Origin of the sequence: Natranaerofaba carboxydovora, assembly GCF_022539405.1 — a bacterium.
Classification (GTDB): domain Bacteria; phylum Bacillota; class Natranaerobiia; order Natranaerobiales; family Natranaerofabaceae; genus Natranaerofaba; species Natranaerofaba carboxydovora.
Genome location: NZ_CP054394.1, coordinates 2,501 through 26,434 on the forward strand (window position 1 = coordinate 2,501; position 23,934 = coordinate 26,434).

Annotated in this window: 21 protein-coding genes, 2 rRNA genes and 1 riboswitch (1 of these 24 running past the window's edge); of the genes, 10 read left to right on the forward strand and 13 right to left on the reverse strand. The window is 36.9% G+C overall.

Annotated elements, in window-relative coordinates; genetic code table 11:
• The 3 genes from ACONDI_RS00020 to ACONDI_RS00030 all read left to right on the forward strand — a co-directional run.
• Positions 1-2,662: ribosomal RNA gene (locus ACONDI_RS00020) — 23S ribosomal RNA — on the forward strand; it begins 340 nt to the left of the window's first position.
• A gap of 227 nt (positions 2,663-2,889) precedes the next feature.
• Positions 2,890-3,006, forward strand: a 5S ribosomal RNA gene (gene rrf / locus ACONDI_RS00025).
• A gap of 169 nt (positions 3,007-3,175) precedes the next feature.
• Positions 3,176-3,877, forward strand: a complete 702-nt coding sequence (locus tag ACONDI_RS00030) for a cysteine hydrolase family protein (protein ID WP_241079457.1) — start codon at positions 3,176-3,178, stop codon at positions 3,875-3,877.
• Here the strand turns inward: ACONDI_RS00030 and ACONDI_RS00035 are convergent.
• From ACONDI_RS00035 to ACONDI_RS00055, 5 genes are all read right to left on the reverse strand, one after another.
• On the reverse strand, positions 3,864-4,655 hold the full coding sequence (locus ACONDI_RS00035) for an aspartate dehydrogenase (protein WP_241079458.1): 792 nt from the start codon (positions 4,653-4,655) through the stop codon (positions 3,864-3,866). The genes ACONDI_RS00030 and ACONDI_RS00035 overlap by 14 nt on opposite strands.
• A 155-nt stretch (positions 4,656-4,810) precedes the next feature.
• Complete coding sequence (locus tag ACONDI_RS00040) at positions 4,811-6,763, reverse strand: DUF6449 domain-containing protein (RefSeq protein ID WP_241079459.1); 1,953 nt, start codon at positions 6,761-6,763, stop codon at positions 4,811-4,813.
• Positions 6,738-7,637, reverse strand: coding sequence for an ABC transporter ATP-binding protein (locus tag ACONDI_RS00045; RefSeq protein ID WP_241079460.1), 900 nt, complete (start codon positions 7,635-7,637; stop codon positions 6,738-6,740). Before ACONDI_RS00045 ends, ACONDI_RS00040 begins: the two co-directional genes overlap by 26 nt.
• Positions 7,630-8,013, reverse strand: coding sequence for a GntR family transcriptional regulator (locus ACONDI_RS00050; RefSeq protein WP_241079461.1), 384 nt, complete (start codon positions 8,011-8,013; stop codon positions 7,630-7,632). The genes ACONDI_RS00045 and ACONDI_RS00050 overlap by 8 nt, the downstream gene beginning before the upstream one ends.
• 155 nt (positions 8,014-8,168) lie before the next feature.
• Positions 8,169-8,717, reverse strand: coding sequence for a hemerythrin domain-containing protein (locus tag ACONDI_RS00055; RefSeq protein WP_241079462.1), 549 nt, complete (start codon positions 8,715-8,717; stop codon positions 8,169-8,171).
• Between the two features lie 136 nt (positions 8,718-8,853).
• Here ACONDI_RS00055 and ACONDI_RS00060 point away from each other — a divergent pair, with 136 nt between their 5' ends.
• From ACONDI_RS00060 to ACONDI_RS00070, 3 genes are all read left to right on the forward strand, one after another.
• Positions 8,854-9,141: a hypothetical protein gene (locus ACONDI_RS00060; RefSeq protein WP_241079463.1), complete on the forward strand. Its 288-nt coding sequence runs from the start codon at positions 8,854-8,856 to the stop codon at positions 9,139-9,141.
• 157 nt (positions 9,142-9,298) lie between these two features.
• The gene (locus tag ACONDI_RS00065; protein WP_277397825.1) at positions 9,299-9,415 is read left to right on the forward strand and encodes a BCCT family transporter; all 117 of its coding nucleotides are present in this window, start codon (positions 9,299-9,301) and stop codon (positions 9,413-9,415) included.
• A gap of 89 nt (positions 9,416-9,504) precedes the next feature.
• Positions 9,505-9,816, forward strand: coding sequence for an MTH1187 family thiamine-binding protein (locus ACONDI_RS00070; RefSeq protein WP_241079464.1), 312 nt, complete (start codon positions 9,505-9,507; stop codon positions 9,814-9,816).
• Here ACONDI_RS00070 and ACONDI_RS00075 read toward each other — a convergent pair.
• The gene (locus ACONDI_RS00075; protein ID WP_241079465.1) at positions 9,813-10,592 is read right to left on the reverse strand and encodes a hypothetical protein; all 780 of its coding nucleotides are present in this window, start codon (positions 10,590-10,592) and stop codon (positions 9,813-9,815) included. The two genes, ACONDI_RS00070 and ACONDI_RS00075, sit on opposite strands and share 4 nt — an antisense overlap.
• Positions 10,593-10,613: 21 nt before the next feature.
• Positions 10,614-11,138: a hypothetical protein gene (locus tag ACONDI_RS00080; RefSeq protein ID WP_241079466.1), complete on the reverse strand. Its 525-nt coding sequence runs from the start codon at positions 11,136-11,138 to the stop codon at positions 10,614-10,616.
• 172 nt (positions 11,139-11,310) lie between these two features.
• On the opposite strand from ACONDI_RS00080, the gene ACONDI_RS00085 reads away from it, so the two are divergent.
• On the forward strand, positions 11,311-11,829 hold the full coding sequence (locus ACONDI_RS00085; protein ID WP_241079467.1) for a gluconate 2-dehydrogenase subunit 3 family protein: 519 nt from the start codon (positions 11,311-11,313) through the stop codon (positions 11,827-11,829).
• Entirely contained in the window at positions 11,819-13,492 is a 1,674-nt protein-coding gene (locus ACONDI_RS00090) for a GMC family oxidoreductase (protein WP_241079468.1), read from the forward strand. The genes ACONDI_RS00085 and ACONDI_RS00090 overlap by 11 nt, the downstream gene beginning before the upstream one ends.
• A gap of 11 nt (positions 13,493-13,503) precedes the next feature.
• Here the strand turns inward: ACONDI_RS00090 and ACONDI_RS15785 are convergent, their stop codons facing one another.
• Together ACONDI_RS15785 and ACONDI_RS00100 are read right to left on the reverse strand one after the other, a co-directional pair.
• Positions 13,504-13,875 carry an EamA family transporter gene (locus ACONDI_RS15785; RefSeq protein WP_420848166.1) on the reverse strand — a complete coding sequence of 124 codons (372 nt, stop codon included), beginning with the start codon at positions 13,873-13,875 and terminating at the stop codon, positions 13,504-13,506.
• Positions 13,773-14,456 carry an EamA family transporter gene (locus tag ACONDI_RS00100; protein ID WP_241079470.1) on the reverse strand — a complete coding sequence of 228 codons (684 nt, stop codon included), beginning with the start codon at positions 14,454-14,456 and terminating at the stop codon, positions 13,773-13,775. Before ACONDI_RS00100 ends, ACONDI_RS15785 begins: the two co-directional genes overlap by 103 nt.
• A 292-nt stretch (positions 14,457-14,748) precedes the next feature.
• Here ACONDI_RS00100 and ACONDI_RS00105 point away from each other — a divergent pair, with 292 nt between their 5' ends.
• Both ACONDI_RS00105 and ACONDI_RS00110 read left to right on the forward strand, forming a co-directional pair.
• Complete coding sequence (locus ACONDI_RS00105) at positions 14,749-15,243, forward strand: cell wall hydrolase (RefSeq protein WP_241079471.1); 495 nt, start codon at positions 14,749-14,751, stop codon at positions 15,241-15,243.
• A gap of 387 nt (positions 15,244-15,630) precedes the next feature.
• Complete coding sequence (locus tag ACONDI_RS00110; RefSeq protein WP_241079472.1) at positions 15,631-17,619, forward strand: methyl-accepting chemotaxis protein; 1,989 nt, start codon at positions 15,631-15,633, stop codon at positions 17,617-17,619.
• A gap of 216 nt (positions 17,620-17,835) precedes the next feature.
• Positions 17,836-18,028, reverse strand: a riboswitch (cobalamin riboswitch).
• Between the two features lie 87 nt (positions 18,029-18,115).
• Here ACONDI_RS00110 and ACONDI_RS00115 read toward each other — a convergent pair.
• The 4 genes from ACONDI_RS00115 to ACONDI_RS00130 all read right to left on the reverse strand — a co-directional run bounded on the left by ACONDI_RS00115 (position 18,116) and on the right by ACONDI_RS00130 (position 23,689).
• Complete coding sequence (locus tag ACONDI_RS00115; RefSeq protein WP_241079473.1) at positions 18,116-19,981, reverse strand: MutS family DNA mismatch repair protein; 1,866 nt, start codon at positions 19,979-19,981, stop codon at positions 18,116-18,118.
• A 36-nt stretch (positions 19,982-20,017) separates the two neighbouring features.
• Complete coding sequence (locus ACONDI_RS00120) at positions 20,018-21,145, reverse strand: 4Fe-4S dicluster domain-containing protein (protein WP_241079474.1); 1,128 nt, start codon at positions 21,143-21,145, stop codon at positions 20,018-20,020.
• Positions 21,146-21,264: 119 nt separating this feature from the next.
• Entirely contained in the window at positions 21,265-22,521 is a 1,257-nt protein-coding gene (locus tag ACONDI_RS00125) for a BaiN/RdsA family NAD(P)/FAD-dependent oxidoreductase (protein WP_241079475.1), read from the reverse strand.
• Positions 22,522-22,654: 133 nt separating this feature from the next.
• The gene (locus ACONDI_RS00130) at positions 22,655-23,689 is read right to left on the reverse strand and encodes an HD-GYP domain-containing protein (protein WP_241079476.1); all 1,035 of its coding nucleotides are present in this window, start codon (positions 23,687-23,689) and stop codon (positions 22,655-22,657) included.
• Positions 23,690-23,934 lie beyond the last annotated feature (245 nt).

The following is a 23,934-nucleotide window of genomic DNA, read 5'->3' on the forward strand; positions in this document are numbered from 1 at the left end:
AGGTCAGTAGGCCACCTTGAATAGTATGTAGAGTGGAATCAGACTGGAAGGTCTAGCCGTAGAGGGTGAAAGCCCCGTACACGTATATGTATTATTCAAGGTAGGTATTAGCCCGAGTATTACCGGGCCCGTGAAACCCGGTATGAATCAGGGAGGACCACCTTCCAAGGCTAAATACTACCCGGCTACCGATAGCGTCAAGTACCGTGAGGGAAAGGTGAAAAGCACCCCTGACGGGGAGTGAAATAGAACCTGAAACCGTATGCCTACAATCAGTGGGAGCATCACTTATGTGATGTGACCGCGTACTTTTTGCAGAACGGGCCGGCGAGTTACGGTCTATAGCGAGGTTAAGGGCCACAGGTCCGAAGCCGCAGGGAAACCGAGTCTTAACTGGGCGCATAGTTATAGGCTGTAGACCCGAAACCGGGTGATCTACCCATGGCCAGGGTGAATCTCGGGTAACACCGAGTGGAGGCCCGCACCCACCGACGTTGAAAAGTCGGGGGATGAGCTGTGGGTAGAGGTGAAATGCTAATCGAACCCGGAGATATCTGGTTCTCCCCGAAATAGCTTTAGGGCTAGCCTCGGGAGTTTAATAATGGAGGTAGAGCACTGATTGGGCTAGGGGCCCTATCCGGCTACCGAACCCAGTCAAACTCCAAATGCCATTATTTAAAATCCCGGGAGTCAGACTATGTGGGATAAGCTTCATAGTCGAGAGGGAAACAGCCCAGACCGCCAGCTAAGGTCCCAAAGTATAAGCTAAGTGTAAAAGGATGTGGGTCTACTTAGACAACCAGGATGTTGGCCTAGAAGCAGCCATCATTTAAAGAGTGCGTAACAGCTCACTGGTCGAGTGGACCTGCGCCGAAAATGTAAGGGGGCTCAAGCTTATCACCGAAGCTGCGGTACGTGCATAGCACGTAGGTAGGGGAGCGTTCCTATTGGGTAGAAGTCAGGCTGAGAGGTCTGGTGGACTGATAGGAAGTGAGAATGCCGGCATGAGTAACGAAAAGGCAGGTGAGAAACCTGCCCGCCGAAAGCCTAAGGTTTCCTGAGGAAGGCTTGTCCACTCAGGGTAAGTCGGGACCTAAGCCGAGGCCAAATGGCGTAGGCGATGGATAACCGGTTGAGATTCCGGTACCACCATATAGCGTTTGAGCGAAGTGGTGACGCAGGGGGATAGGCCGAGCGCAGTGTTGGTTATCTGCGTCCAAGCGTACGAGGCAGCATAGCCAGGCAAATCCGGCTATAGCGATGATCTGAGTCGTGATGGGGAGTGAAATTTAAAGTAGCGAAGCGGCTGTGTTCTAACTGCCAGGAAAAGCCACTAGCGAGTTATATGGTGCCCGTACCGCAAACCGACACAGGTAGGCGAGGAGAGGATCCTAAGGCGTCCGGGCGAACCCTTGTCAAGGAACTCGGCAAAATAGCCCCGTAACTTCGGGAGAAGGGGTACCCCGCGTAAGGTGTATGGCTACATGCTGTATGCCTGAGGGGGTCGCAGTGACCAGGCCCAAGCGACTGTTTACCAAAAACACAGGCCTCTGCTAAGTCGAAAGACGACGTATAGGGGCTGACGCCTGCCCGGTGCTGGAAGGTTAAGGGGAGAGGTTAGCACTTATGGTGCGAAGCTTCGAACCTAAGCCCCAGTAAACGGCGGCCGTAACTATAACGGTCCTAAGGTAGCGAAATTCCTTGTCGGGTAAGTTCCGACCCGCACGAAAGGCGCAACGACTTGGGCGCTGTCTCGACAAGGGGCCCGGTGAAATTGTACTACCTGTCAAAATGCAGGTTACCCGCGGCAAGACGGAAAGACCCCGTGGAGCTTTACTGCAGCTTGATATTGGATTTTGGTGTCACATGTACAGGATAGGTGGGAGGCTACGAACCCGGGGCGCCAGCTTCGGGTGAGCCGTCCGTGGGATACCACCCTTGTGTCACTGAAATCCTAACCACGAGCCGTAATCCGGTTCTGGGACATTGTCAGGCGGGCAGTTTGACTGGGGCGGTCGCCTCCCAAAGAGTAACGGAGGCGCCCAAAGGTCCCCTCAGCGCGGTTGGAAACCGCGCGCAGAGTGCAAAGGCATAAGGGGGCTTGACTGCGAGAGGGACACCTCGAGCAGGTACGAGAGTAGGGCTTAGTGATCCGGCGGTTATTTCGAGTGGAAGAGCCGTCGCTCAACGGATAAAAGCTACCCCGGGGATAACAGGCTTATCTCCCCCAAGAGTCCACATCGACGGGGAGGTTTGGCACCTCGATGTCGGCTCATCGCATCCTGGGGCTGGAACAGGTCCCAAGGGTTGGGTTGTTCGCCCATTAAAGCGGTACGTGAGCTGGGTTCAGAACGTCGTGAGACAGTTCGGTCCCTATCTGCCGCGGGCGCAGGAGACTTGAGTGGAGCCGTCCCTAGTACGAGAGGACCGGGACGGACAGACCTCTGGTGTATCAGTTGTCCCGCCAGGGGCACAGCTGAGTAGCTAAGTCTGGAAGGGATAAGCGCTGAAGGCATCTAAGCGCGAAGCCCACCACGAGATAAGGTCTCCCTCCCTCACAGAGGGTTAAGACTCCAGATAGAACATCTGGTAGATAGGTCAGAGGTGTAAGGGGAGCAATCCTTTTAGCTGACTGATACTAATAGGTCGAGGGCTTGACCTACCGGTTCAAATTTGGATCTACACTATGTGCAGCTTTCAGAGAATAAATGTGGCTGTATCTAGTTCAATTTAAAAATCAAGCGGCTTTTATTGATACATCTAAGGCTCATACCTTCGCCAAGATGTATTAGCAAAAAACCCTAAAGATTTTAAATTGAACTAGATACAGCCTGAAAAAAAGCCAAAAACAAGACAATGTAATATTGATATGACCTTTGAATCTAAGGGTCCGGTGAAAATAGCGGAGGAGACACACCTGTTCCCATTTCGAACACAGAAGTTAAGCCCTCCTGCGCCTATGGTACTGGGAGCGAGAGCTCCCGGGAGAGTAGGTCTTTGCCGGACCCTTTAGTTATTTCTGAGATTTTGTTATTGATTAAATTCTTAAACCATCAAATATAAGTAGTTAAATAAGAATATTAGTTAAAGGGTTAAAGTGGCGGAAGGTAGAAGACTATTAAGGGTATTAGTTAAAGCTGTTGAAATAATAGAATCTAATTGGAGGAATCCTGTTATGTCACTCTATTTTAATAAAAAAGATAGTGCGGTTTTGGTTATTGATCTGCAAAAATCAGTTAGTTCTGATAAAGATTCTTGGGCTGTTGAAGATTATGATACAGTGCTAAAAAATGCAGAGACTTGTATAGATGCTTGCAGAGAGGCTGACATTCCTATCATTTATGCAGCCTATGAGTTAGATCCAAATGGAATGGATAAGATGAAATACGAGCCTGTAGATAGCACTGGACGTCCCCTTCACAGTGTACGTGGAGACAAGGAAACAGAAATATGTGATGAAGTTAAGCCTGAAATAGACGATGTTATTTTTACAAAACAGAAATTTTCTGCCTGGTATGGTACCAAACTAGATATTATTTTAAGTAACTTGGGTATAAACCATCTTATAGTATTTGGCATTTGGACAGAGGCCTGTTTAGAGACAACTGTGTGGGATGCAATCTGGAGAGATTATCAAATTACTTTGGTTAAGGATGCATGTGGTTCTGCGACTAATGATATGCACAAAATTGCTGTACTAGATATGGCAAACTGGCTTTATGGTGGCTCAATTATTAATTCTACAGAACTTTCTAAAGCTCTTAATGGGCAGGATTATAAAGTGTGGCATTTTGAAAAGCCGGCCCAGTTTTTGTATACTCTTGATACCGTTAACTCGATGTACAAATCCTTGGATGACAGAATTAGTTTCCAATGATTATATTACTTGACAAATTATCAAGAGCAGATATTACGCTAAGACAAGCTAAATGGCTTGTCTTATTATTCTGTGGGCTTGGGAGATTGGATATTTTTAATGTACAACTCCCGAACTGGCCTGAGATATCTACTTCATGAATGTTGTTTTTTACATTTGGGTCACAGATTACTTTTACCTTTGTTTTGTCAGGTCCTAGGCCGGCAAGGGACAAAATAGCTGCTACATTAACATTTGCCGGATAAGCCTTAACTGCTTCTCTAGCACTTCCATTGAACACTACTTTTTCCTTTGCTTCTTTTGCTGAAGATTCAACATCTAAGCTTTTTGGTGGTTTTCTTGTTGTAAGTTTAACAGAGTTTAGACCTGTTAACTTTGCTGTTTTTATAAGGTCTATCCCTCCAATAGCCCCGGAAGGGATATAGATCTTAGAGTTATTTTTATTGCTTATGTCTTTTAGGTTAGAGTAGAGCTTATCATCAGTTAAAGCTCCAACGCTCATAATGAGTAGGTCAATATTGTTATTTAGGATAATTTCAGAATATTTATAGACAGCATTTTGTGAAGCTGCTTCTACTACTAGATCAAGGGGTATTTTTGTAAAGTTATAAATTTCTGAGGTTGCAGAACAGCTATGCTTGTCTGCAAGTTTTTTGGCTCCTTCTAAGTTGTGGTCTCCAATGATTTTTAAATTTAACCCCGAAATTCCCCCGTTTATAATTGCATCCGATAATGTTTGTCCAATAGAACCTGCACCAATTAATCCTACTTCTATCACGTAACTTCACCTCAACTTAAATAAGTAATTATCAATTAAAAAAGATTATCTCACTGCCATTCTGTAATGTCAAGTGTCTTGACACTAGTGTAAATAAAAAAAGTCACAGTTTGATAAAGGCTGCGACTTTTGTAGGGAGATCTCTAATTTTAAATTTATAACCCTAATTGGTTCAAATTATCTTCTAGTTCAGATGAAATGTTATCATCGATAAGAAGTCTATCCTGAAAATATGGATGCCTCTCATCTTGATAAAGTCCTACAAATACGTATTCGCCGTCTGACTTCTCATCTTGATGGCGAAGAAGTGAAAGAATTTCTTCAATCACTTGAGGGTCTCTTATTTCTACCTGTTTTTGTTCTAGGTCTGGAGATCTGCGTGTATTTTCTAAAACCACATAGTTTATATCATCGGGTGAGACGACGAATCTTTCGTAATAATTATTTTCTTCTAGCCACTTAAAGATAGAATTATAACTTTCTTTTAGGCTGAGCCGAGTTGGGGTCCCATCTGGTTTTGTAATTGTGGCATAAATATATTCTCTACCACTATCTATCAGGTCTTCATAAGATAGTCCTTTTATTTCTTCTTGTAAAAGGGTTGCAAATTCTTCTGTTTCTTCATCATCCAAAAATAAAGTTTTCTCATCAGGGGCCCTTGTATCTCTAAGTTCAATTCTGTTTATGTGGGCAGGGTCTTGTTCTAACATTGGATACCTGTTTATTTTGTATTCCATGGACTCGTAAATTGGTTTTAGTAATGAAGCATGCCTTTGGTCGTCTATTCTATATTCCCTGATTAGATGACTTCCATCCTCTAAGGTGTAGATAATATGCCTGTAACCTCCTGAATCGGTTTTTCCTTCTTCTATCAATTCCTTATGGAGGTTAATGATATTATCAATATTTTCTTTTTCTTTATATAAGTTTTGAAAATCCTTTGACTGCTCTTTTTTTACATCTTGAAAGTGATGTAGGCCATGACCAAAATAAACTGACTTTACTTCTTCTGGCTCTGGCACTCTACCTACAAAACCAATTACGTCAGCTTGAATACCAGTAAATGCTAATAAAACTATCACAATATAGACCAAATAACCTTTGTAAGCACTTGATACTTTATAAGATTTTTGGATTAACATCTCCGCTATGAAATAACCAAGTAATGAACTAAATATATAGCCAAAGAATACGGTTATGAAACCTCCTGTGGAAATGCTTGTAAAATAAGCCCCGCCAAGAAGCATTGAGCATAAGGTTACACCGTATTTGAAAATTGGTTTTACAACCTGAAAAGATATGACATCTCCTGCCACTTCAATATTTCTGAATTTATAGCTGTAATATGAACCTATAAAGAAAATTGTTGTAAAAATCAAATACCAAATAATTAATTCATTCAGGTCTTTACTACTAGTAATGGCGGCAAATGGTATATTTTCTAAAAAAGAAGGTTCATTTAGTGAACTTCGACTATAGCCGTGAAGTATATGGGTTATATTAGCCTGAAATAGAATGAAAACACCCAAAGGAAGCAGGTGTAATATATAATTAAAAGCTAGTTGAGCGATTGAATTTCCTGTAAACATTCCTATAAAGACTGAAAAGTTATACATTAAAAGTAGAAAGAGTAGACTATACCCTGCCCAGCTAAATACATCTGAGCTTGAGTAAATTTCACCCAGGCTTGTAGTTGCCTGAAAGATAAGCAAAAAGATTCCATTAAAAATTATGGGAAATGCTATTAATACAAGGCCAGAGAAAGCCTGGTTGAAAAAAATGTCCTTTCTTGTAAAAGGTAGACTATGAATCATTGAAGCAGCATAGCCCTGCTGTAAATAGCGAAAAACTAATACACCAACAATCACAGGCACTATAAAAATAAGTAGAATTTGAATTTGGTTTTGGGATAAGGTTAGATCTAGGGAGCCTTGAATATTTCTTCTTACCCATTCTTCATGTATAACATCTAACTGCATTATAAGTCTTAAGGGAAGTGCGAAAAACAGTAGTATAGTATATAGTGCACTGACCCACCAAAAACGTTTTAGATTACTTGTTATAAGCCCTTTATTAAACGAATTATATAATGACGTTTTGTGCTTCATAACCCATTCCTCCTAACTCATAGATGAAGATTTCTTCAAGGGTAAGGGGGAGGACATCAAGGACGATGGGATTGGTGCTATTTAAGTTAGAGAGGACATCTTCTTTGTTTCCCCTTACAATAAGCATAGTAACGCTGCCGTTTTTGGAATTGTGTAATACCTCAAATCCGTCTAAAAATATTTCGGGTACTTCACCTTTATAAGCTACCTGGATTTTGTGGATGTCGGATTTAAGGTTGTCTAATTCTCTTTGAACTACAATCTTTCCATTGTGAATAATCCCGATATGATCGCAGACATCTTCAAGCTCTCGCAAATTATGTGAAGATACAAGGATTGTGGTGTTTCTTTCGGCAACATCCTGCAGCATTAGGTTCCATACTTTTTTTCGCATGACAGGATCAAGGCCGTCGACGGGCTCGTCTAATATCATTACGGCGGGCATAGTGGATATACCTAACCAAAAAGCTACCTGTTTTTGCATGCCTTTTGATAGCTTGGTGATTCTCTTCTTGATATCTATGGGGAAATAATCCCTTAACCTTTGAAATCTATTTTCATTCCAGCAAGGATAGATGCTCTTATAATAATATGCTGCTTCTTTGATACTGTACTGAGAGAAAAAGTATAAGTCGTCTGGAATATATATTAAGGACGATTTAATTTTAGGATTTTCAAAGACAGGTTCTCCTGCTATTTTTACTTCCCCTTTATCCTGGCGATATACCCCTACAAGATGTTTTATAAGGGTGGTCTTCCCGGATCCGTTAGGCCCTAAAAGACCGTAGACAGATGACTTTTTAACTGTAATACTTAGATTATCAAGTGCATTAAAATCTCCAAAATTTTTAGTTAAGTTTGTAACTTCAATCATCTAATGCCCCCCTTTGTTGATAGACCTCTTCAATATATTGATGTAGCTCCTCTTTTGGTACGTTTAAGTATATTAGTTCTAGCGCAGTTTTTTTGAATTCTGTTAAAAGCTCATTCTTTCTTGCGAGGTTTGAAGTTTCATTTAAGGGAGTTACAAAACTACCCTTGCCGCGGATTGAGTAGATAAACCCTTCTGTTTCTAAATCTTTATAAGCTTTTTGTATTGTGTTGGGATTTATAGTAAGCATCCCGGCAAGCTCACGGACAGAAGGTATCCTCTCGTCGGGTTTTAAGGCGCCGCGTATGATCAAAAACTTTAGCTTTTCTTTGATCTGTTCGTATAGTGGGCGACCGTCTGTTAAGTCAAGTTGGATCATGTTAACCTCCTGACTGTATTATTTATACTAATACACTTATTACACTTAGAATACACCAGGTCTTATAATAAGTCAATAAAAAAATTCTCCGTTATGGAGAATATAATTAGAGGATAATAAAAGGTGAATAATTATGCTGTTAGTGCGTTTTTAATTTATATTTTTTGCTTTAGATTCTCAAGGAGTTTGATGTATTTATCTCTATTTGCTTGATTTTCAGAACTGTTTTCAAATTTATCAACCTGATTATTAAATTCTTCCAACTTATTTGGTCCTAATGTATTTTTAGAATGTTTAAATAAAGCATTATCTTCTTTATCAATATGACGCACTAATAAGTTTGTATATCCTACTGCATTACCTATAATGTCTAGCTTAGCAGCTTTATTTCCTTTGTTATATTCATCAAGGGCCTTTTCTAAATCCTGTAGAAGCAACCTTCCCCAGTTATGTTCTATTTCCATTGCATTTATCAAATTCTTTTCTAAATCTCCACCAGCTTCTTTTAGATAATCAAACAGAATCTCCTCTTCTTTGCCATGGTGGTGTTTGTCTGCATAATTTCTAAAAAATATTAAGGCATTGTTAAAAAAACTGGTGTCAACAAAATTTTCATCAACTATTTTTAAACACGCCTTTCTAGTAAGTTCTATCCCTTCCTTGATATATTCGTGTTCTTTAACCATCAAGTCAATGCCATCCATGAAAATCACCCCTTAAATTATTTATAAATCTCTGAAATTATCTAAATCCGTTTAACATATCTCAAAATGCTTATGTGAAGTACCGCTAAGTAATAAGCTTTCATAATATAAAGAAACTTAAAGAGGAGGAATTGTCATGTCATATTGGAAAAAGCCTAATTCTAATATTGAACACAACCATCACCCCGATCCACCCCAAAATGATTGTCCAAGGGAACCAGGTACTTTAATTCGCATTTATATTCCTGCGGGAGCTGAAATAGATCTTGGACCACTTAGAATAAGCTCTCCCGATGGGATTTGCCTGATTATAAGTATACCCTTTCTTGGCGAACTGACTGGATTAAATATTAACGAAATAATGGATGCAATTCAAAACGCGGGCGGTAGTGTTCAAGTTGAAAAAACAGAAAACCAAGGTTAAGGTATAAAAATTATTGTTGTTATTTTTGCCGGGGGACTATAAGTTTCCCGGTTTTTTGTATTATAACCTGCTAAATAAAATAAATGTAAATGTCTTCGGCAATATTAAAAATAAAAAAGATCTTGTATTTAACAGTATTAATAGCAAACCAATGGTTATGGTTTATTTTATGACTTCATCTGTCTCAGGGTCTTTAGTTGTAAATAAGATAACATCAAGCGGCAAACTTAATACTCCACGAACACAGAGAGCTTTTTGGGCAATATTAAAATAAACTAAAAATAAAAGTATTGAAGTATTGCAGAATAATCTTAAAGTCTTTATTAAATAATAAAAAAAAACAATATGAGGAGGTTTAATAAAATGGCAGTACTAGAAATTAGCATTTTACCCCTTGGAACTGATTCTCCAAGTATTAGCAGTTACATACAAGATGCAGTTAGAGAAGTTGATAGAAATGGTTTTAAGTACACTATCACACCTACTGCTACTGTGATAGAGGGTGATGTGGATACCTTGATGGAGATATCAAAAACTCTTCATAAAAAGACTCTTGAAAGAAGTGATAGAGTAGTAACGAATATTCAAATAGATGATAGAACTGACAAAGATGTTACCATTGACCATTTAGTAGAAACAGCCAAACTTGGAGAATTAACAGGTTCTAATACTTAGTCAGGGCAGCTAATCTGACAGTTCCAGCAATAATAATAACAGCCAGTCATGAAATTTTGCCAGAGTTCTCTTGTAGTACCATCTCTAAGAAGATTCTTTCTTTTGTCTGGATTAGAATTTATAATATTTTCCATTTGGTCAGAATATTTTCTAAGTCCATAAGCAAAGATATAATCTCCACATAATTTTTTGTTGGTAGAATAATCGCTTAAAGCTTCTTTTGGACAATTTTTCTGGCAATTAGTGCAAGAATTACATTTTGGATGTGTTAACAATTCTCTATTTTCACTTTTAGTATTGATGGGGGGATGTTCTGTAAGTAGTCCTCCTATTCTTATTCTAGGGCCAAAAGGTTCTGTTATTAACAGATTGTTTTTACCGATTTTTCCAAGTCCTGAAGCTACTGACGCTGTTCTCCAGCAGATTTCTCCTTTCATTCCCTTTCTTTCGCTCATCACGTCTAAAGGGATAAAAGCCGGGACAGCAGCGGCATTGTAGTCCTCAAATTCCAATTCTCTTGTTAGCTTCATCGAAATATCTCTTACTCTTTCATAGGTATAAATGGTATCGTACTGTTTAACCTGATTATTATCCGAAATAAGGGCCCCCTTGCTGTGAGAAGCTATAACCACTATAAGTGATCTTGCGGAAGGTAATATTTTGTTTATATTATCCTGAAAACTATCTAAAAGAGGGTTATCTATTGAACATACACCTACTAGAAGGTCTTTTTCGTTATTTGTATCCTCTAATAAATTACTTAATAAATTTGTCACCCTAACACTCCTTTATAAAAATTAGTTTGAGCTAGTGCTAGCATGCTGATAATCTTTTAAAGTTTGATAAGTAACAGTAGAAAGTATAGCTCCTACTATAGGTGGAAAATCATCAAGAGTTAGGTTGACATTAACTCCTATGATTTTGCCTCCTAGGCGGCCGGTTATACTTTCTTTTCCTGGGGATAGTTCTTGTGAGATAGATAGATTGACATCAAAGCCTACTCTTTTCCCACCTACACGGCCTGTTATTTCGTTTTTTCCTTCTAGCTTGATGTCATTACCTATAGTGTCTCCACCAAGTCGCCCTGTGACATTATAACTGCTGCTTTCATCTTCTTTTATGTCTGCTTTTAAGTCGTTTCCAATAACGTTACCGCCGATTCTACCTGTTAACTTTTCACCATCAGGAGATAGAGTTAGGTTAATATCATTACCAGAAAGCTTTCCGCCAAGCCTGCCAAATATATTTCTACTAGAGTCAATCTCTGCACTTAAAGAAAATCCCATAAAAGTCCCACCGATTCTTCCTTCTATATTTCCCAATTATATCACTCCCGATAGATTTGGCATATTGATAAATTCAATACTGTTTATCTTTCTACCTTTAAGTATATGAGAATATGTTTGTCATGTCAGTGATTTCTTTTTTTAAGAACTACGTTTAAGAAGGTTAAATAAACTAATTAGAAAGAGATTAATGAAAGGGGTAGATAAATTGGGTGCATATTCTAAATACGAATTTAAAAGTAAAAAATCAAATTGGATGAAGAGAAGAACAACTTCCTATTCTTCTCTTGATATTAAGACGTTAAAAGCTGCTATTGATACTGTGTTTCCTGGTGCAGTTAAAGCCAATGTTAATAACTATATTGAGGGGTTACTAAAAAGCTCAGATGAAGAAAGTTTAAAAACTTATGAAGAAGGACTTAGAGATTTAAATAGGCTTTCCTGGAGTTATTATGAGACTTTGTTTGCTAATCTTACTGTAAAAAATCGTATGGTTATACTAGAGACGATCGAAGAAACTAATTTTTTTGAGCAATTAAGACAGCATACAATGGAAGGGATGTTTGCCGATCCGATATATGGAGGTAACAAGGATAAAATAGGTTGGAAATTGATAGGATTTCCAGGGGCACGCTTTCATCCGATCACGCATCTTAGTAGTGGGTGGAAAGCTTCTAAATTTGTTAGTCTAGAAGATAAGGAGAGGTTAAGAGAAAATGAGCGTTAATAAAAAAGATGCTAATGTAATTATTGTTGGGTTTGGATGTGCAGGTGGGATTTTGGCTAGAGAACTTGCTGAATCTGGGTTGAAAGTCATAGCCTTAGAAAGAGGGCCAAATATATCTTCTGCACAGTACTCTATGGATGAATTGAGGTTTCCTATCCGAAATAAAGTGTTATGGGGACCTCAGAATGAACCTCAGTATACCTGGCGTCCTAATAAATCGATTGAAAGAGAAAGAATTATTGAAGGTTTAGGAGGTTGGGGACCAGGTGGAGACCATCTTCACTGGGGAGCTAATTCCTGGAGATTTCAGCCGGAAACTTTCAAGGCAAAAACAGTTTTTGGTCAGGTAGAAAACGGGGCTATGATTGATTGGCCAATATCATATGAAGATCTTGAACCATATTATCAACTTTTTGAAGAAAGAATAGGGGTTAGTGGTGATCATACTAAAGACCCTTATCATCCACCTAGAGACAGATCTTATCCAATGCCTCCAACTGTTCCGGGGTATGCTACTAGACACTTTGTAGATACAGCAAGTTCTATGGGTTATCAACCTTTTCCAGTGCCTGCAGCTATAAATTCAGTTGATTATGATGGCAGGCACGCGTGTGGATACTGTGGCTTTTGTCAGAGCTTTGGTTGTGTTGTTGAAGCTAAAGGAGATGTTGGGCTTACTGAAATCAGAAAAGTTATGGCTAACCCTAACTTTGAACTTCGCACAAATAGTACTGCGACAAAGATAACTGTTGATAATACAAACCGTGCTTCAGGTGTTAATTATATAGATAGTGAAGGGTGTAATCGTTATGTTAGTGGAGATATAGTCATAGTTGCATCTCAGTACCTTCAATCGACCAGATTACTTCTCATGTCAAAGTCATTTAGTTTCCCAAATGGGATAGGAAATAATAATGGGCAGGTAGGTAGATATTTTGTTCATAGGGCAATTAATCAAATAATTGGACTTTTTGATGAACCTATGAATGCTTTTCTGGGCCCTACACCTAGATATGCTGTTAATGCTTTTGCTGACAATAATTTTGATCCCAGGGATTGGGATCAAAACTTTATCATGGGAGGAAATATGACAGGGGCAGAACCTTATGGCCTTGCCGGCCAGCCAATAGAGTTTACCCAGGCCCCTACTCCTGAAGGGATTCCTTCTTGGGGAGAGAAGTACAAAAAATTTATAAGTGAAGCATATACGCACCACTATACGATAAGGTTTTACACAACTGAACCACCTCAGTTAAATAGCTTTATTGATTTAGATCCAAAAATAAAAGATAGCCTGGGTTTACCTGTTCCAAGGGTTACTTTTGATTGGCATCCTCAGGCTAAAGAACAGTTTAGTTTTTTACAAAATAGAGCTTATGAAATTCTTAGTGCAGCAGGAGCAAAAAAAATATGGGGAGAAGAGATGCAGGAGCCATGGGTGCTATCAAGTCATGCAGGAGGTTCTACTAGAATGGGTGAAGACCCAAACAATTCAGTTGTTAACCGATACTGCCAGTCACATGAAGTCCCTAACCTATTTGTAGTGGGAAGCTCTTCAATGCCAGTAATAGGTGCTTATAATCCTGGCGAAACTGTAGGTGCCTTAGCTTACTGGGTTGCAGATTTTATCCAAAAAGAAACACGAAGCGGTAAACAATTATAGGTTTAAAATGTTTAAAATAAAAAGATTAATACACTTCCTGCCATTACTACTAAGCCACCTATTAATAAACGTGGGGTGATTATGTCATGTTTTTTTAGCATGACTGCACTAAAGATAATTGCACCAAGGGGTTCCATTGAAGCTAATGAGTTTACTATTGATACAGGGGCAAGGTTTAGTGCTGCAAAGATGGTATATAATGCAAGACTGCTCCATACCCCAACTTTGACATAAGCCCAGCTTATGGTTTTTGGGCTAAGAGTGTATCCAAATCTGATATTTATTTTTTTGACAAAAATGAAAATATAACAAGAGTGATTAATGAAACAGCACTGCCGATTACCACACCTAGAAAAGGACTGCCATAAAAGTCGGTTCCTAATTTTCGAAAAACATTACCGGAACCAAGGGACAACCCTGCAAGAATCCCTAAAATTATTCCGATCTTAGCCTTGCTATAATTAACACTATTTAATTTAACTTTTTCTTTATTATTATCGTTCTGCTCACTGGATTTATTTTTGTTCATAAACCTCTGTGTATCCTGTGAAACAACTAAAACCCCGATTAACACTACAGCGATGCCTAAAAGTTCAAACGGACTAAGGTTTTCGTTAAGAACCGTGACGCCTAAGATTACAGTAAATACTGGAGCGGTTATCTTTAGAACTGTTGCTCTAGAGGCCTTAATCCTTTCTATACACTCAAAAAGAAGGTATCTTCCTAAAAATGAGGTTAGAAAACCCGCGATTATATATGCCATTATGCCATGAAAATTATAAGATGGAACTGACATAAACAAAATATAGAAAGGTAGAATAGCTAAGTTTAATATATTATTAACTACTACACTGACAAATAATCCTTCATATCTGCTGTAATCACTTTTAATCATGCCCTGATTAGCGAATATATTACTTACCGCAAATAAAAAAGCTGCAATGATTGCTAAAAATTCTCCCATTTTTTATCACCTATTGTTAAAGAATTTGTAAGATAATACGTCCAAACCATTATATCAGTTTTTTATGGAGTGGAAAAATAATTGTTTGACTTGTAAGAATTAATTAAATGATTACAGCTTTGCCCATCTCTTAACATTATGTTAACAAAATGAAGATAATAGAAGAAAACAACTAACGCTAAGTCTCTAGTTTGCTCATGCTAATATAAAAAGTTTGTGCAATATAGTACTAACTGCTATAATCCACGATGTTGAGATTATGTAAACTAATCGGTTAAAAGGAGGCTTTGATTTGTTACAATCAAACAGAAAAATTCACTTATTTAAAGTTACTAAAGCTTTAGGAATACTTACATTAGCGTTAGTTATTCTTGTATTACCTATTATGAGTGGGGGAGTAGGTGCTTCAGACGATTATAGGCGACTAGAAGTATCAGATTATGAAAGAGATCTTATGGCCAAAGCAGTTTACAGTGAAGCAAGGGGAGAGCCTTATGAAGGACAAGTGGCCGTAGCAGCAGTGGTTATTAATAGAGTGCTAGATGATCGGTGGCCAAATGATGTTGAAGGAGTAATTTTTGAGCCCTGGGCTTTTACTGCAGTTCATGACGGACAGTTTTGGTTAAGCCCAGATCAAACTGCTCATGATGCAGTAGAAGATGCCATAAAAGGATGGGATCCTAGCAATGGTGCGCCATTTTACTATAATCCTGTGACAGCGACATCACAGTGGATTTTTACAAGAGATCCTGTAACAAGTATTGGAAAACATGTTTTTGCATATTAACAAAGGCTGGCTTTGATCGGACGGCCTAAAAGTGATAAACTTCACTTTTAGGCCGTCCTTTTTATTTAATTCGACAAAATAAGACTATAGTCGGTATTAAAAATATATTTTACATGGTACTATATGAAAGTATAATTTCAATAAGAGAGGTTTGAAGCTTGTTCAAACATTTATTTAAAGGACAAGCTTAAAGTAATTTAAAGAATAAATTGTCCCTCAAATTAACAATAGAAAATTAGTAATTTTTTACTCCTAAACGTTGAGAATAAAGTGCTTTTCTACTAATTGTTAGAAAAGCCTATTTATTTTTAGATCAAAAATTAATAATGTTCAGTAGGTTAACAAAATAAAGATAAGTTTTAATAATTAATAAGGAGGAGTTTATTTATGAGTATAGGGAGGAAGTATTCAATATTAGTAGTTGTATTACTTTTAGTAGCCTGTGTTTCTATAGCTATTTATAGTTATATTACAAGTAGTAATACTGTAACAGAAGCTTCAGAAAATACTTTGTATAGATCGGCATACATAGCTTCTGAAAGGCTTGACGAGTGGCTTGATAATAGAGTTAATGTTCTAAATGAGCTTAGCAGAATGGAAGGTCTAGAGGACATGGATATTGAGGAGCAGAGAGAAGCCCTTCAGGGAGAGGCAGAAAGGCTTGGCTTTCTTGACATTGGAATAGTTGAACCTGACGAAACTGGCTATACGCAGTACATAGAGGACGAAGAAGCTGATGCTGAGTTAGGAGATAGAGATTATGTTCAAACTGCTTTAGAAGGTGAACCAAATAGTTCAAATGTAATTATTAGTAGGGTGATCGATGCACCTGTCTTGATGCATGCAGTTCCTATATATGATGAAGCCGAAGAAATAGTGGGTATTATGATCGCTAGAGATCTTGCGGAAACAATTCAAGAAGTTACAGATGGTTTAGGTTACGGTGAAACAGGGTATTCTTATATTTTTGGTGAAGATGGAACTTTTTTTGCACATCCAGATATGGAGCTTGTAATGGAGGAAGTTAATATTTTTGAAGATGAATCTACTCAAGATTTTGGAAGGGCAATCGAAGAATTAGACGGTGAAGATGGTGTGGTTAGCTATGATTATGAAGGAATTACTAGATATCAAGGTGTCTCTAGGATGGATAATGGCTGGTATGTTGCTGTGGGCATGGAAGATGTAGAGTTTTTGGCCCCAATTTATACTATGAGAAACGCAGTTATTGTCTTTACAGCTATATTAATAATTGTGGCAACAGGTATAAGCTTGTATGGAGGCAGAAAGATGATTTCTCCAATTAGCAAACTAGATAGTATGCTAAATCAAATGGCAGATTATGATTTTTCTCTGAATAGTGAAGAACTTTCGGGATTATCAAATAAAAAAGATGAAGTTGGTTCTATTGCAAGCTCTATGATAAAGATGCAGAAAAATGTGGTTAAATTAATAGACAATATTAATGACAAATCAGAACAGGTAGCTGCATCTTCACAAGAGCTTAGTGCAAATACAGAGGAAAACAAAAATGCTGCTGATGAAGTTTCTAAAGCGGTAGAACAAATTGCTGAAGGGGCTAGCAATCAAGCAGAGAGAACAGAGCAAACTTCTATTAGCACTGAAGAATTTGGAAATATGATAAACAATGAACAGCAATATGTAAAAGAATTAAATACCAAGGCTGATGAGACAGATGAATTAAAAGAAGAAGGGCTTAAAGTAGTTGAGAATTTGTCTAAAAAGACAGCAGAGAGCAATAAGGCTTCTGAGTCAATTTATAATACAGTTATAGCAACGAAAGAAAGTGCAGATAATATAGGCCAAGCTGTGGATACTATAAAAGACATTGCTGAACAGACAAACTTGCTGGCTCTTAATGCAAGTATAGAAGCCGCTAGAGCAGGAGAGACAGGAGCAGGTTTTGCTGTAGTGGCAGACGAAATACGTAAACTGGCTGAGAATGCTAATGAAAATTCTGAAAAAATTTCGGATATTGTACATGATTTAAATGAAAAATCCAATCATGCAGTAAATACTATGAAAGAAGTTCAGGGAATAGTTACAGAACAGAACCAAGGTGTAGAAAATACAAGATCTAAATTCAATGATATAGCTAATAGTATACAAAATGTAAAAGAGATTGCAAAGGTTTTAACTGAAACGGGACAACACATGCAAGAGAAGAAAAAAGAAATAATTGATGGATTGCAGGATTTAGCGTCTGTTGCAGAAGAGAACTCTTCAAGTACAGAAGAAATTTCTTCTTCGGTAGAAGAACAAACTGCTTCGATGGAAGAGATATCAAGGGCTAGTGAACAGTTGGCGAATCTTGCTGAAGGAATGCAACAAGAGATATCAAAATTTAAATATTAAAAAAAAGAACCCGGCGTTTTGCCGGGATGGTGGTAACCTTGTATACAAATTAACCCCCTGGTACAAGGCAGGGGGTGAGTTTGTATACAGCAGTTAAAATAAATGACAATGATAATATTCCTGAATACAGGAGTGTATAAAAATTAAATCCCCGGCATAGTCGGGGATAATTTTTTGGTATACAATATATCACCTTCTCTATACCTCGTAGAGCGGTAGTGAACCTTAAAACAGGCAGGTGTCCTGGCTTGAGATCACAGCAAAACCTTGCGCCTTCCCGGGGTTGTTTATTTAGTACCCAGTGGCATATTGCAAGCTTGCTCCCTCTTACAGTGGCGGGACCGCACCGGAATTTCACCGGTTTCCCTATTAAGTCCAAAAATGGACCACCTGTTTTTAAGCGCTATTTACTTTTGTTAAATACTATCAGAACCTGGATAGAATGTCAAGTGAAACAAAATAGGAAATAAACTAGATAGTAAAATCAACTTTGACATTAATTTGAATTTGTTTCTGGTTCGATTCCCGCTAATTTCATTAAATATGCTGCATTGGTAGTAGGTGACAGTCCTTTTCGAAGAATATAATCAAATTTTATTTCATCGTTTTGGTAGTATTCTCTAAAGTGATAATTTTTGAGTTCTGATTGTTCTTTTTCTAAATTTCCAAGCTCTAAGTCATGGGTGGAGACAAGGCCTATGGCATCTTCTCTTTGAAGTTTTTTTATTACTGCTTTAGCCCCGGTGTGTCGATCCCATGAGTTAGTACCTTTAAATATTTCATCTAATAGATAAAAAACTGGTTCTTGTTCTGCTAGCTTTATAATACTTTTGATCCTTAATAGCTCAGCATAAAAAGATGAAATATTTTTTTCTAAGTTATCACTAATTCGCATACAGGTATAAACATTCATCAACGATGCTTTGAAAGATTTGGCACAGATTGGTGCTCCTATATAAGCCATTACGAGATTAATTCCTGCTGTTCTAAGTAACGTGCTTTTTCCTGACATATTAGAGCCGGTAATTAATAAGGTGTTAACAGGTTTTTTGAGCTCAAGATTGTTGCAAACCCTATTTTCAGTAATAAGCGGATGTCCAAGATCTTCTGCTTCAAAAAACTTTGGCTCTCCTGTAATTTCAGGCATCACCCAGTCAGGATTATCAAAATTGATATTACTTAAGCTTGATAAGGCCTCGATTTCCCCAAGGATATTAAACCATAATTCTATATCTTTTCCGGATTGTTTTTTCCACTTTTCTAAAGCAATTTGCCATCTGTAATCCAAAAGAAATAGGATATTAAAAACTAAATATAGCTGATTAAAACGATGAGATATTGCATCAACTATTTTTTCTAGTTGATTAATTTGCTGTGAAGCATTTATCTTTTTATTATGATTTGTATTTGTTAGACTATTTAAAGTAAATTGTAGTTTTTTAAGCGGCTTTGACTTAAAGTTTTCTGATTCTACTAAACCTAGCATTTTTTTGTATCCTTTAAGGATGTCGATATATGCTGTGATAGCCATAAAATCATTTATGCGCCTTGAATAGTCATACACCAGGATACCTATATGTAAAGCTATCATTACAGCAGGAAAAAAGTAAGACATATCCGTGAAGAAAGCCGATAATAAAAGCGCTATAGTAATCAAAGGTAAAACCTTTACTGCTAAATTTACAAAAGGGTAAAGATATATTTTATTTTGATTTTTGGCCCATGAAAAAAGTTTTTCGGTGTTTTTATTTTGTAAGCTTGTTTTCTTGTTATCTTTATCATTTATTTTCCTACCTTCAGTCATTAATTCTTGTCGCCACTTGAGCTTTTTAGAGAGTTCTTCTATAGCTTCTTGACGGTTATGAATATCTTCTATTTTCTCGCAAGGTTTTTTTAGGAGCTCTTTTAGTTTTTTACGTCCGTTGAAAGTTGTTGTGGTATTTATCCATTGAAATAGTGATCCTTGACCAAAGATATCTAAGTCATGAGTATATGGGTGTTCTTCATCTATGAATTCGCTTCCTTTATCTTCAAAAGAGTCCCAGTTTCCATTTGATCTAAGTATGGCTTCCTCGTTTATTTGACTTAGGATAAGGGCGTGGGTTCTCTTATCTTGAAACTGTCGATGCTTTGCCACAAGTATAACAAAAATTATCAAGAATATTGCTAGGATAGCTATGCTAGCAAAAATATTAGCAGACATATATAAATATATTGCTCCTGCTATACCTATTAGTGCTGTTAATAGTCTTAAGTTTGATGTTTTGTTAGCTTTTTTAAGGTATTCTTGTGCGGTTTTTGATTGGTGTTTTATTCGGTTATTGTATAGTTCTTTTGCAGTTTGGGGTTTTTTGTCTTGCATGTCATCTTCCTTTCTTCTAATGAAAACTAAAAGCCCTTAAAGAGTTTTTCCTTTTTCTTTGGCCATTTTAATAGTTTGGTCTTTTTTATTTTTTGGTGGAGTATAAATTTTGTCTCGTCTAACTAGAAGGATAGCGTTTTTATTACATCCATCAATACAAGCTCCACATCCGATACATAAGTCTTCAATTATTTTGGCTGTTTTGCCATTTTTATTTGCTTGTGATTGTTCGATAATCTCTACAGCGTTTATATGACATTTTTTACTACAATTCCCACAGCCATTACAATTTTGGCTGTCAATATGAGGAATGAAATTACTCGGAATAACAGAATGCACTTCGTGTTCGTTAATTGCACGTAATACTCCGCAGCAGCAGCCGCAGCAGTGGCATAAATAAAAAGGATTTTTTTCTACATTATCAACTAGATGAACAAGTCCTTTTTCTTGTGTTTCGTCTAAGATCCTTAAGAGCTCATCAGTCCCTGCAGGACGGCCAAAGCCTTTTTCAACAACCCATTCTGCAGCACTTCCAAGAGAAGTACAAACATCCATTGGAGCATCACAATTTTTCCCTAAGTGCCAAGCTTTGTGACGACAACTGCATGTAGTTATTGCTCCCTTGCCAGCATCTTTTATTAAATCAGCAGCTTTTTCATAGTCAAAAACTTCAGTCTCTATCTCCAAAGGAATATGCTTTTGATGAGTAGAAGCCCTGAAGAATTTTGTTTCCCCGCCAAAAATTTCTTGGACTACTTCTTTGTTAGTTAGATACTCTTCGAATAGCTCTGACAAATCCTTAAGAGGAAGGTTAGAAGTGGTTCTCATAAAAGTGTATTCAAAAAAACCTACAACCATTGGAGTTAACATGTAATACTGATCATCCTTACCTTCAGCATTTAGATCTGTGACTAGCCCCTTATTAATCATGTTGTTAAGGTGCTTTTTTAACTCGCTTTGACTTAGAGAAGTTTTTTTCTGTAGGCTGTTAAAAGAGCTAATGAATCTAGGGAATTTAGCACCTAAGCTAGCTTCCTCTTCGGTGTAAAGGCATTTTAAGATATGTAACAAAGTTTCATTATTAGGTGCTCCCGGTGGATGACTGTCTATTTTTTTGGCTAGTGCTTTATATACTGCTTCTTTATTAGTACCTAAATGACCCATAACTATTCTCCCCTCTCCCCAAATTTTTCATGTTTTATTTAATAAGCCTGAAGTGTAATTTCAATACACTGAGGTAAAAACCTGCTAATTTAACAATCTGAATTCCTCTATGAATTCCTCTAAGATACGCTATTAATGCCTGCAACATATCCGGTGGAAAAAGCTATTTGTAAGTTATACCCTCCAGTTAAGGCATCCACATCCAAAATTTCACCGGCAAAATAAAGCCCTTTAATTAACTTTGATTCCATGGTTTTGGGGTTTACTTCTTTAGTATTGATACCACCTGAGGTGACAGTCGCTTCTTTAATATCTCTTAGACTTTTGACTGTGATGTTGAAATCTTTTAGTGAGTTGATTATTTTCCCTCTTTCCTTTTTGGTTAGCTGGTTTAAACTAGTATTATTATCGACTTCTAGGTTTTCTAGTAGTTCCTTTACAAAATTTTTGGGTAGATAATCGGTTAGGAGGGTAGAGACTTGTTTGTTACTATATTTTGAAGAAGTGAAGATTTCTTTTAATTCTTCATGAGGTATATTTGGCACAAAGTCGATACTTATTGAATGACCAATTAATTTTTGCTTGCGAGACTTTGTGCTTGATGGATCTAACTTGTTTAAATAAGAGCTTAGTTTTAACACTGCTGGTCCAGAGATTCCGAAATGAGTTATCAAAAGGTCCCCCTGTATTGTTTTTAGCTTATTTGCGATTTTGGTCTTAACCGCAACATTTTCAAAAGACATGCCGGATAATTTTGTTATCCATTTTTCTTTTATCTCAATTGGCACCAGGGCAGGTTTTAATGGGGTGATGGTATGGCCCAAATTATTTGCTATCTTATGTCCAAAACCTGTACTACCGGTGCCGGGATATGAGACACCTCCAGTAGCCAAAATCACACTATCACAGGCTATAATGTTATTCTCGTTAATTTTAACACTTTCGATCTTATTATTTTTTATCAAAATCTCTTCTGTACTCTTTCCAAGATAAAGCTTAACATTGTTTTTTTTAAGCAAATTATAAAAAATATTTATAACGTCGCTAGAATTATTGCTTTTGGGAAAGACACAACCATCATCTTCAATTATAACAGGGCAGCCATTATCCTCCATAAACTTAATCAAGTCTTGGCTTGTAAAAGCCTCTAAGCTTTTATATAAAAACTTATTATTTGTAATAACCTTGTCTATAATTTCAGCTGGTTCTTTGTCATTTGTTAGGTTACATCTGCCTCCACCTGTTATTTTTAATTTTTTACCCAGCCGAGAATTTTTCTCTACTAAAATCACGTTATTACAATGTTCTCCTGCTGTAATAGCTGCCATCATGCCAGCAGGGCCACCGCCAATTATAACTACTGTTTTATCCTTCATAGATTCAACATCCTTTAAAAATATTTCTACTTATTTTCTACTTATATTTTAACTCTTTTTCATAAAAAGAAACACCAAAAATTCATTTCTACATAAAAAAAGCTCCTTTTTAAGGAGCAACTAGTTAAAGAAATTAAAATATTAAGACGTCTGCCAATTCTTTATTATCTTCTTTAGATAAATCTATTATCTCATGATCGGTTCTTATCACAGGGTTATGTAAATCCTCTTTGTAAAAATAAACTATTTCACCTTTTTCCCCCGTATTTAAAACAACATTAGAACCCACAAAAAACGATAAAATATTGTCAATAAATAACAGAGATATTTTGGGATCTAAATTTTTAAAAGCACCAGCTTTTATTTCATTTAAAGCATCGAAGGGTGAGTACCGTTGGTCGTAACTACGTTCAGAAGTCATAGCATCAAAAGTATCTGCAACAGCTATGATTTTAGCGAAATCAGTTATTTTGTCTTCTTTTAATCCTAAAGGATAACCACTTCCATCGGTCCTTTCATGGTGTTGAAGGATAGCAAAAGCTATATTTTTCCCTAATCCTTTAGTATTAAAAATAATTTCGTAACCATACTCAGGATGTTTTTTTATCTGTTCGAATTCTTCGTCACTTAGCTTGGTTGGTTTATTCAAAATTGTTTCAGGCACTTTCATTTTTCCGATATCATGTAAGAGGGCAGCCATACTCAATTCTTTAATAGTATCAAGGTCGTAGTTTAACCATTTACCAATTAAGGATGAATAAACCGCTACATTCATGCTATGCTGAAATGTGTAGGAATCTTTAGATTTCATTTCATTGATTAAGCTAGCATGATTTCTTGTTGATAGTGTATATGTAAGTAATTCTTCGGTTATATTTTCTATTTTACCTATTTCCAAATCATCAGAGTATTTTATCTTTTTCATGAAATTAGAAATTAGATCCTTTGAGGCAGAAAATTTTTTTCTTAATTCTTTTTGGTCCATGAAAAAATTTTTGTCCTTCTTTACTTTTTCTTTTGCATAAACAATACCCCAGGATTGCAATAATTCAATATGTTTGGGTGTTAACTCAGTTTCTTTTGGGAGTATTATTGCTCCATTTTTGTTATAGACATCTGTTTCTAATTTCATACCTGAAACAAAATCTTTAACACTTAACTTTTTCAAAATATCCCCCCTTTATCTAGTTAAGTCTTTCTACAGTCCAATTTATATAATATTGTTATAAATACTAATTATCATATATTTCTAATTTTATCTAAATGAAATACAAAATGCTGTCGTTTATTGTCGAGTTTTAAAAGAAGTTAAAAGTAAATTTTTATATAGGTAATCTGGACGATGTAATGATTGGAAGGGTAAGAGAAGAAAATGTAGAATTAAAAAGTATAATTAAATTAGAAACTATTTAA

Coding starts and splice junctions, on each gene's coding strand:
- ACONDI_RS00030 (WP_241079457.1), top strand. CDS start 3,176: ATGTCACTCTATTTTAATAAAAAAGATAGTGCGGTTTTGGTTATTGAT.
- ACONDI_RS00040 (WP_241079459.1), bottom strand. CDS start 6,763: ATGAAGCACAAAACGTCATTATATAATTCGTTTAATAAAGGGCTTATA.
- ACONDI_RS00045 (WP_241079460.1), bottom strand. CDS start 7,637: ATGATTGAAGTTACAAACTTAACTAAAAATTTTGGAGATTTTAATGCA.
- ACONDI_RS00050 (WP_241079461.1), bottom strand. CDS start 8,013: ATGATCCAACTTGACTTAACAGACGGTCGCCCACTATACGAACAGATC.
- ACONDI_RS00055 (WP_241079462.1), bottom strand. CDS start 8,717: ATGGATGGCATTGACTTGATGGTTAAAGAACACGAATATATCAAGGAA.
- ACONDI_RS00060 (WP_241079463.1), top strand. CDS start 8,854: ATGTCATATTGGAAAAAGCCTAATTCTAATATTGAACACAACCATCAC.
- ACONDI_RS00065 (WP_277397825.1), top strand. CDS start 9,299: ATGGTTTATTTTATGACTTCATCTGTCTCAGGGTCTTTAGTTGTAAAT.
- ACONDI_RS00070 (WP_241079464.1), top strand. CDS start 9,505: ATGGCAGTACTAGAAATTAGCATTTTACCCCTTGGAACTGATTCTCCA.
- ACONDI_RS00090 (WP_241079468.1), top strand. CDS start 11,819: ATGAGCGTTAATAAAAAAGATGCTAATGTAATTATTGTTGGGTTTGGA.
- ACONDI_RS00100 (WP_241079470.1), bottom strand. CDS start 14,456: ATGGGAGAATTTTTAGCAATCATTGCAGCTTTTTTATTTGCGGTAAGT.
- ACONDI_RS00110 (WP_241079472.1), top strand. CDS start 15,631: ATGAGTATAGGGAGGAAGTATTCAATATTAGTAGTTGTATTACTTTTA.
- ACONDI_RS00115 (WP_241079473.1), bottom strand. CDS start 19,981: ATGCAAGACAAAAAACCCCAAACTGCAAAAGAACTATACAATAACCGA.
- ACONDI_RS00120 (WP_241079474.1), bottom strand. CDS start 21,145: ATGGGTCATTTAGGTACTAATAAAGAAGCAGTATATAAAGCACTAGCC.
- ACONDI_RS00125 (WP_241079475.1), bottom strand. CDS start 22,521: ATGAAGGATAAAACAGTAGTTATAATTGGCGGTGGCCCTGCTGGCATG.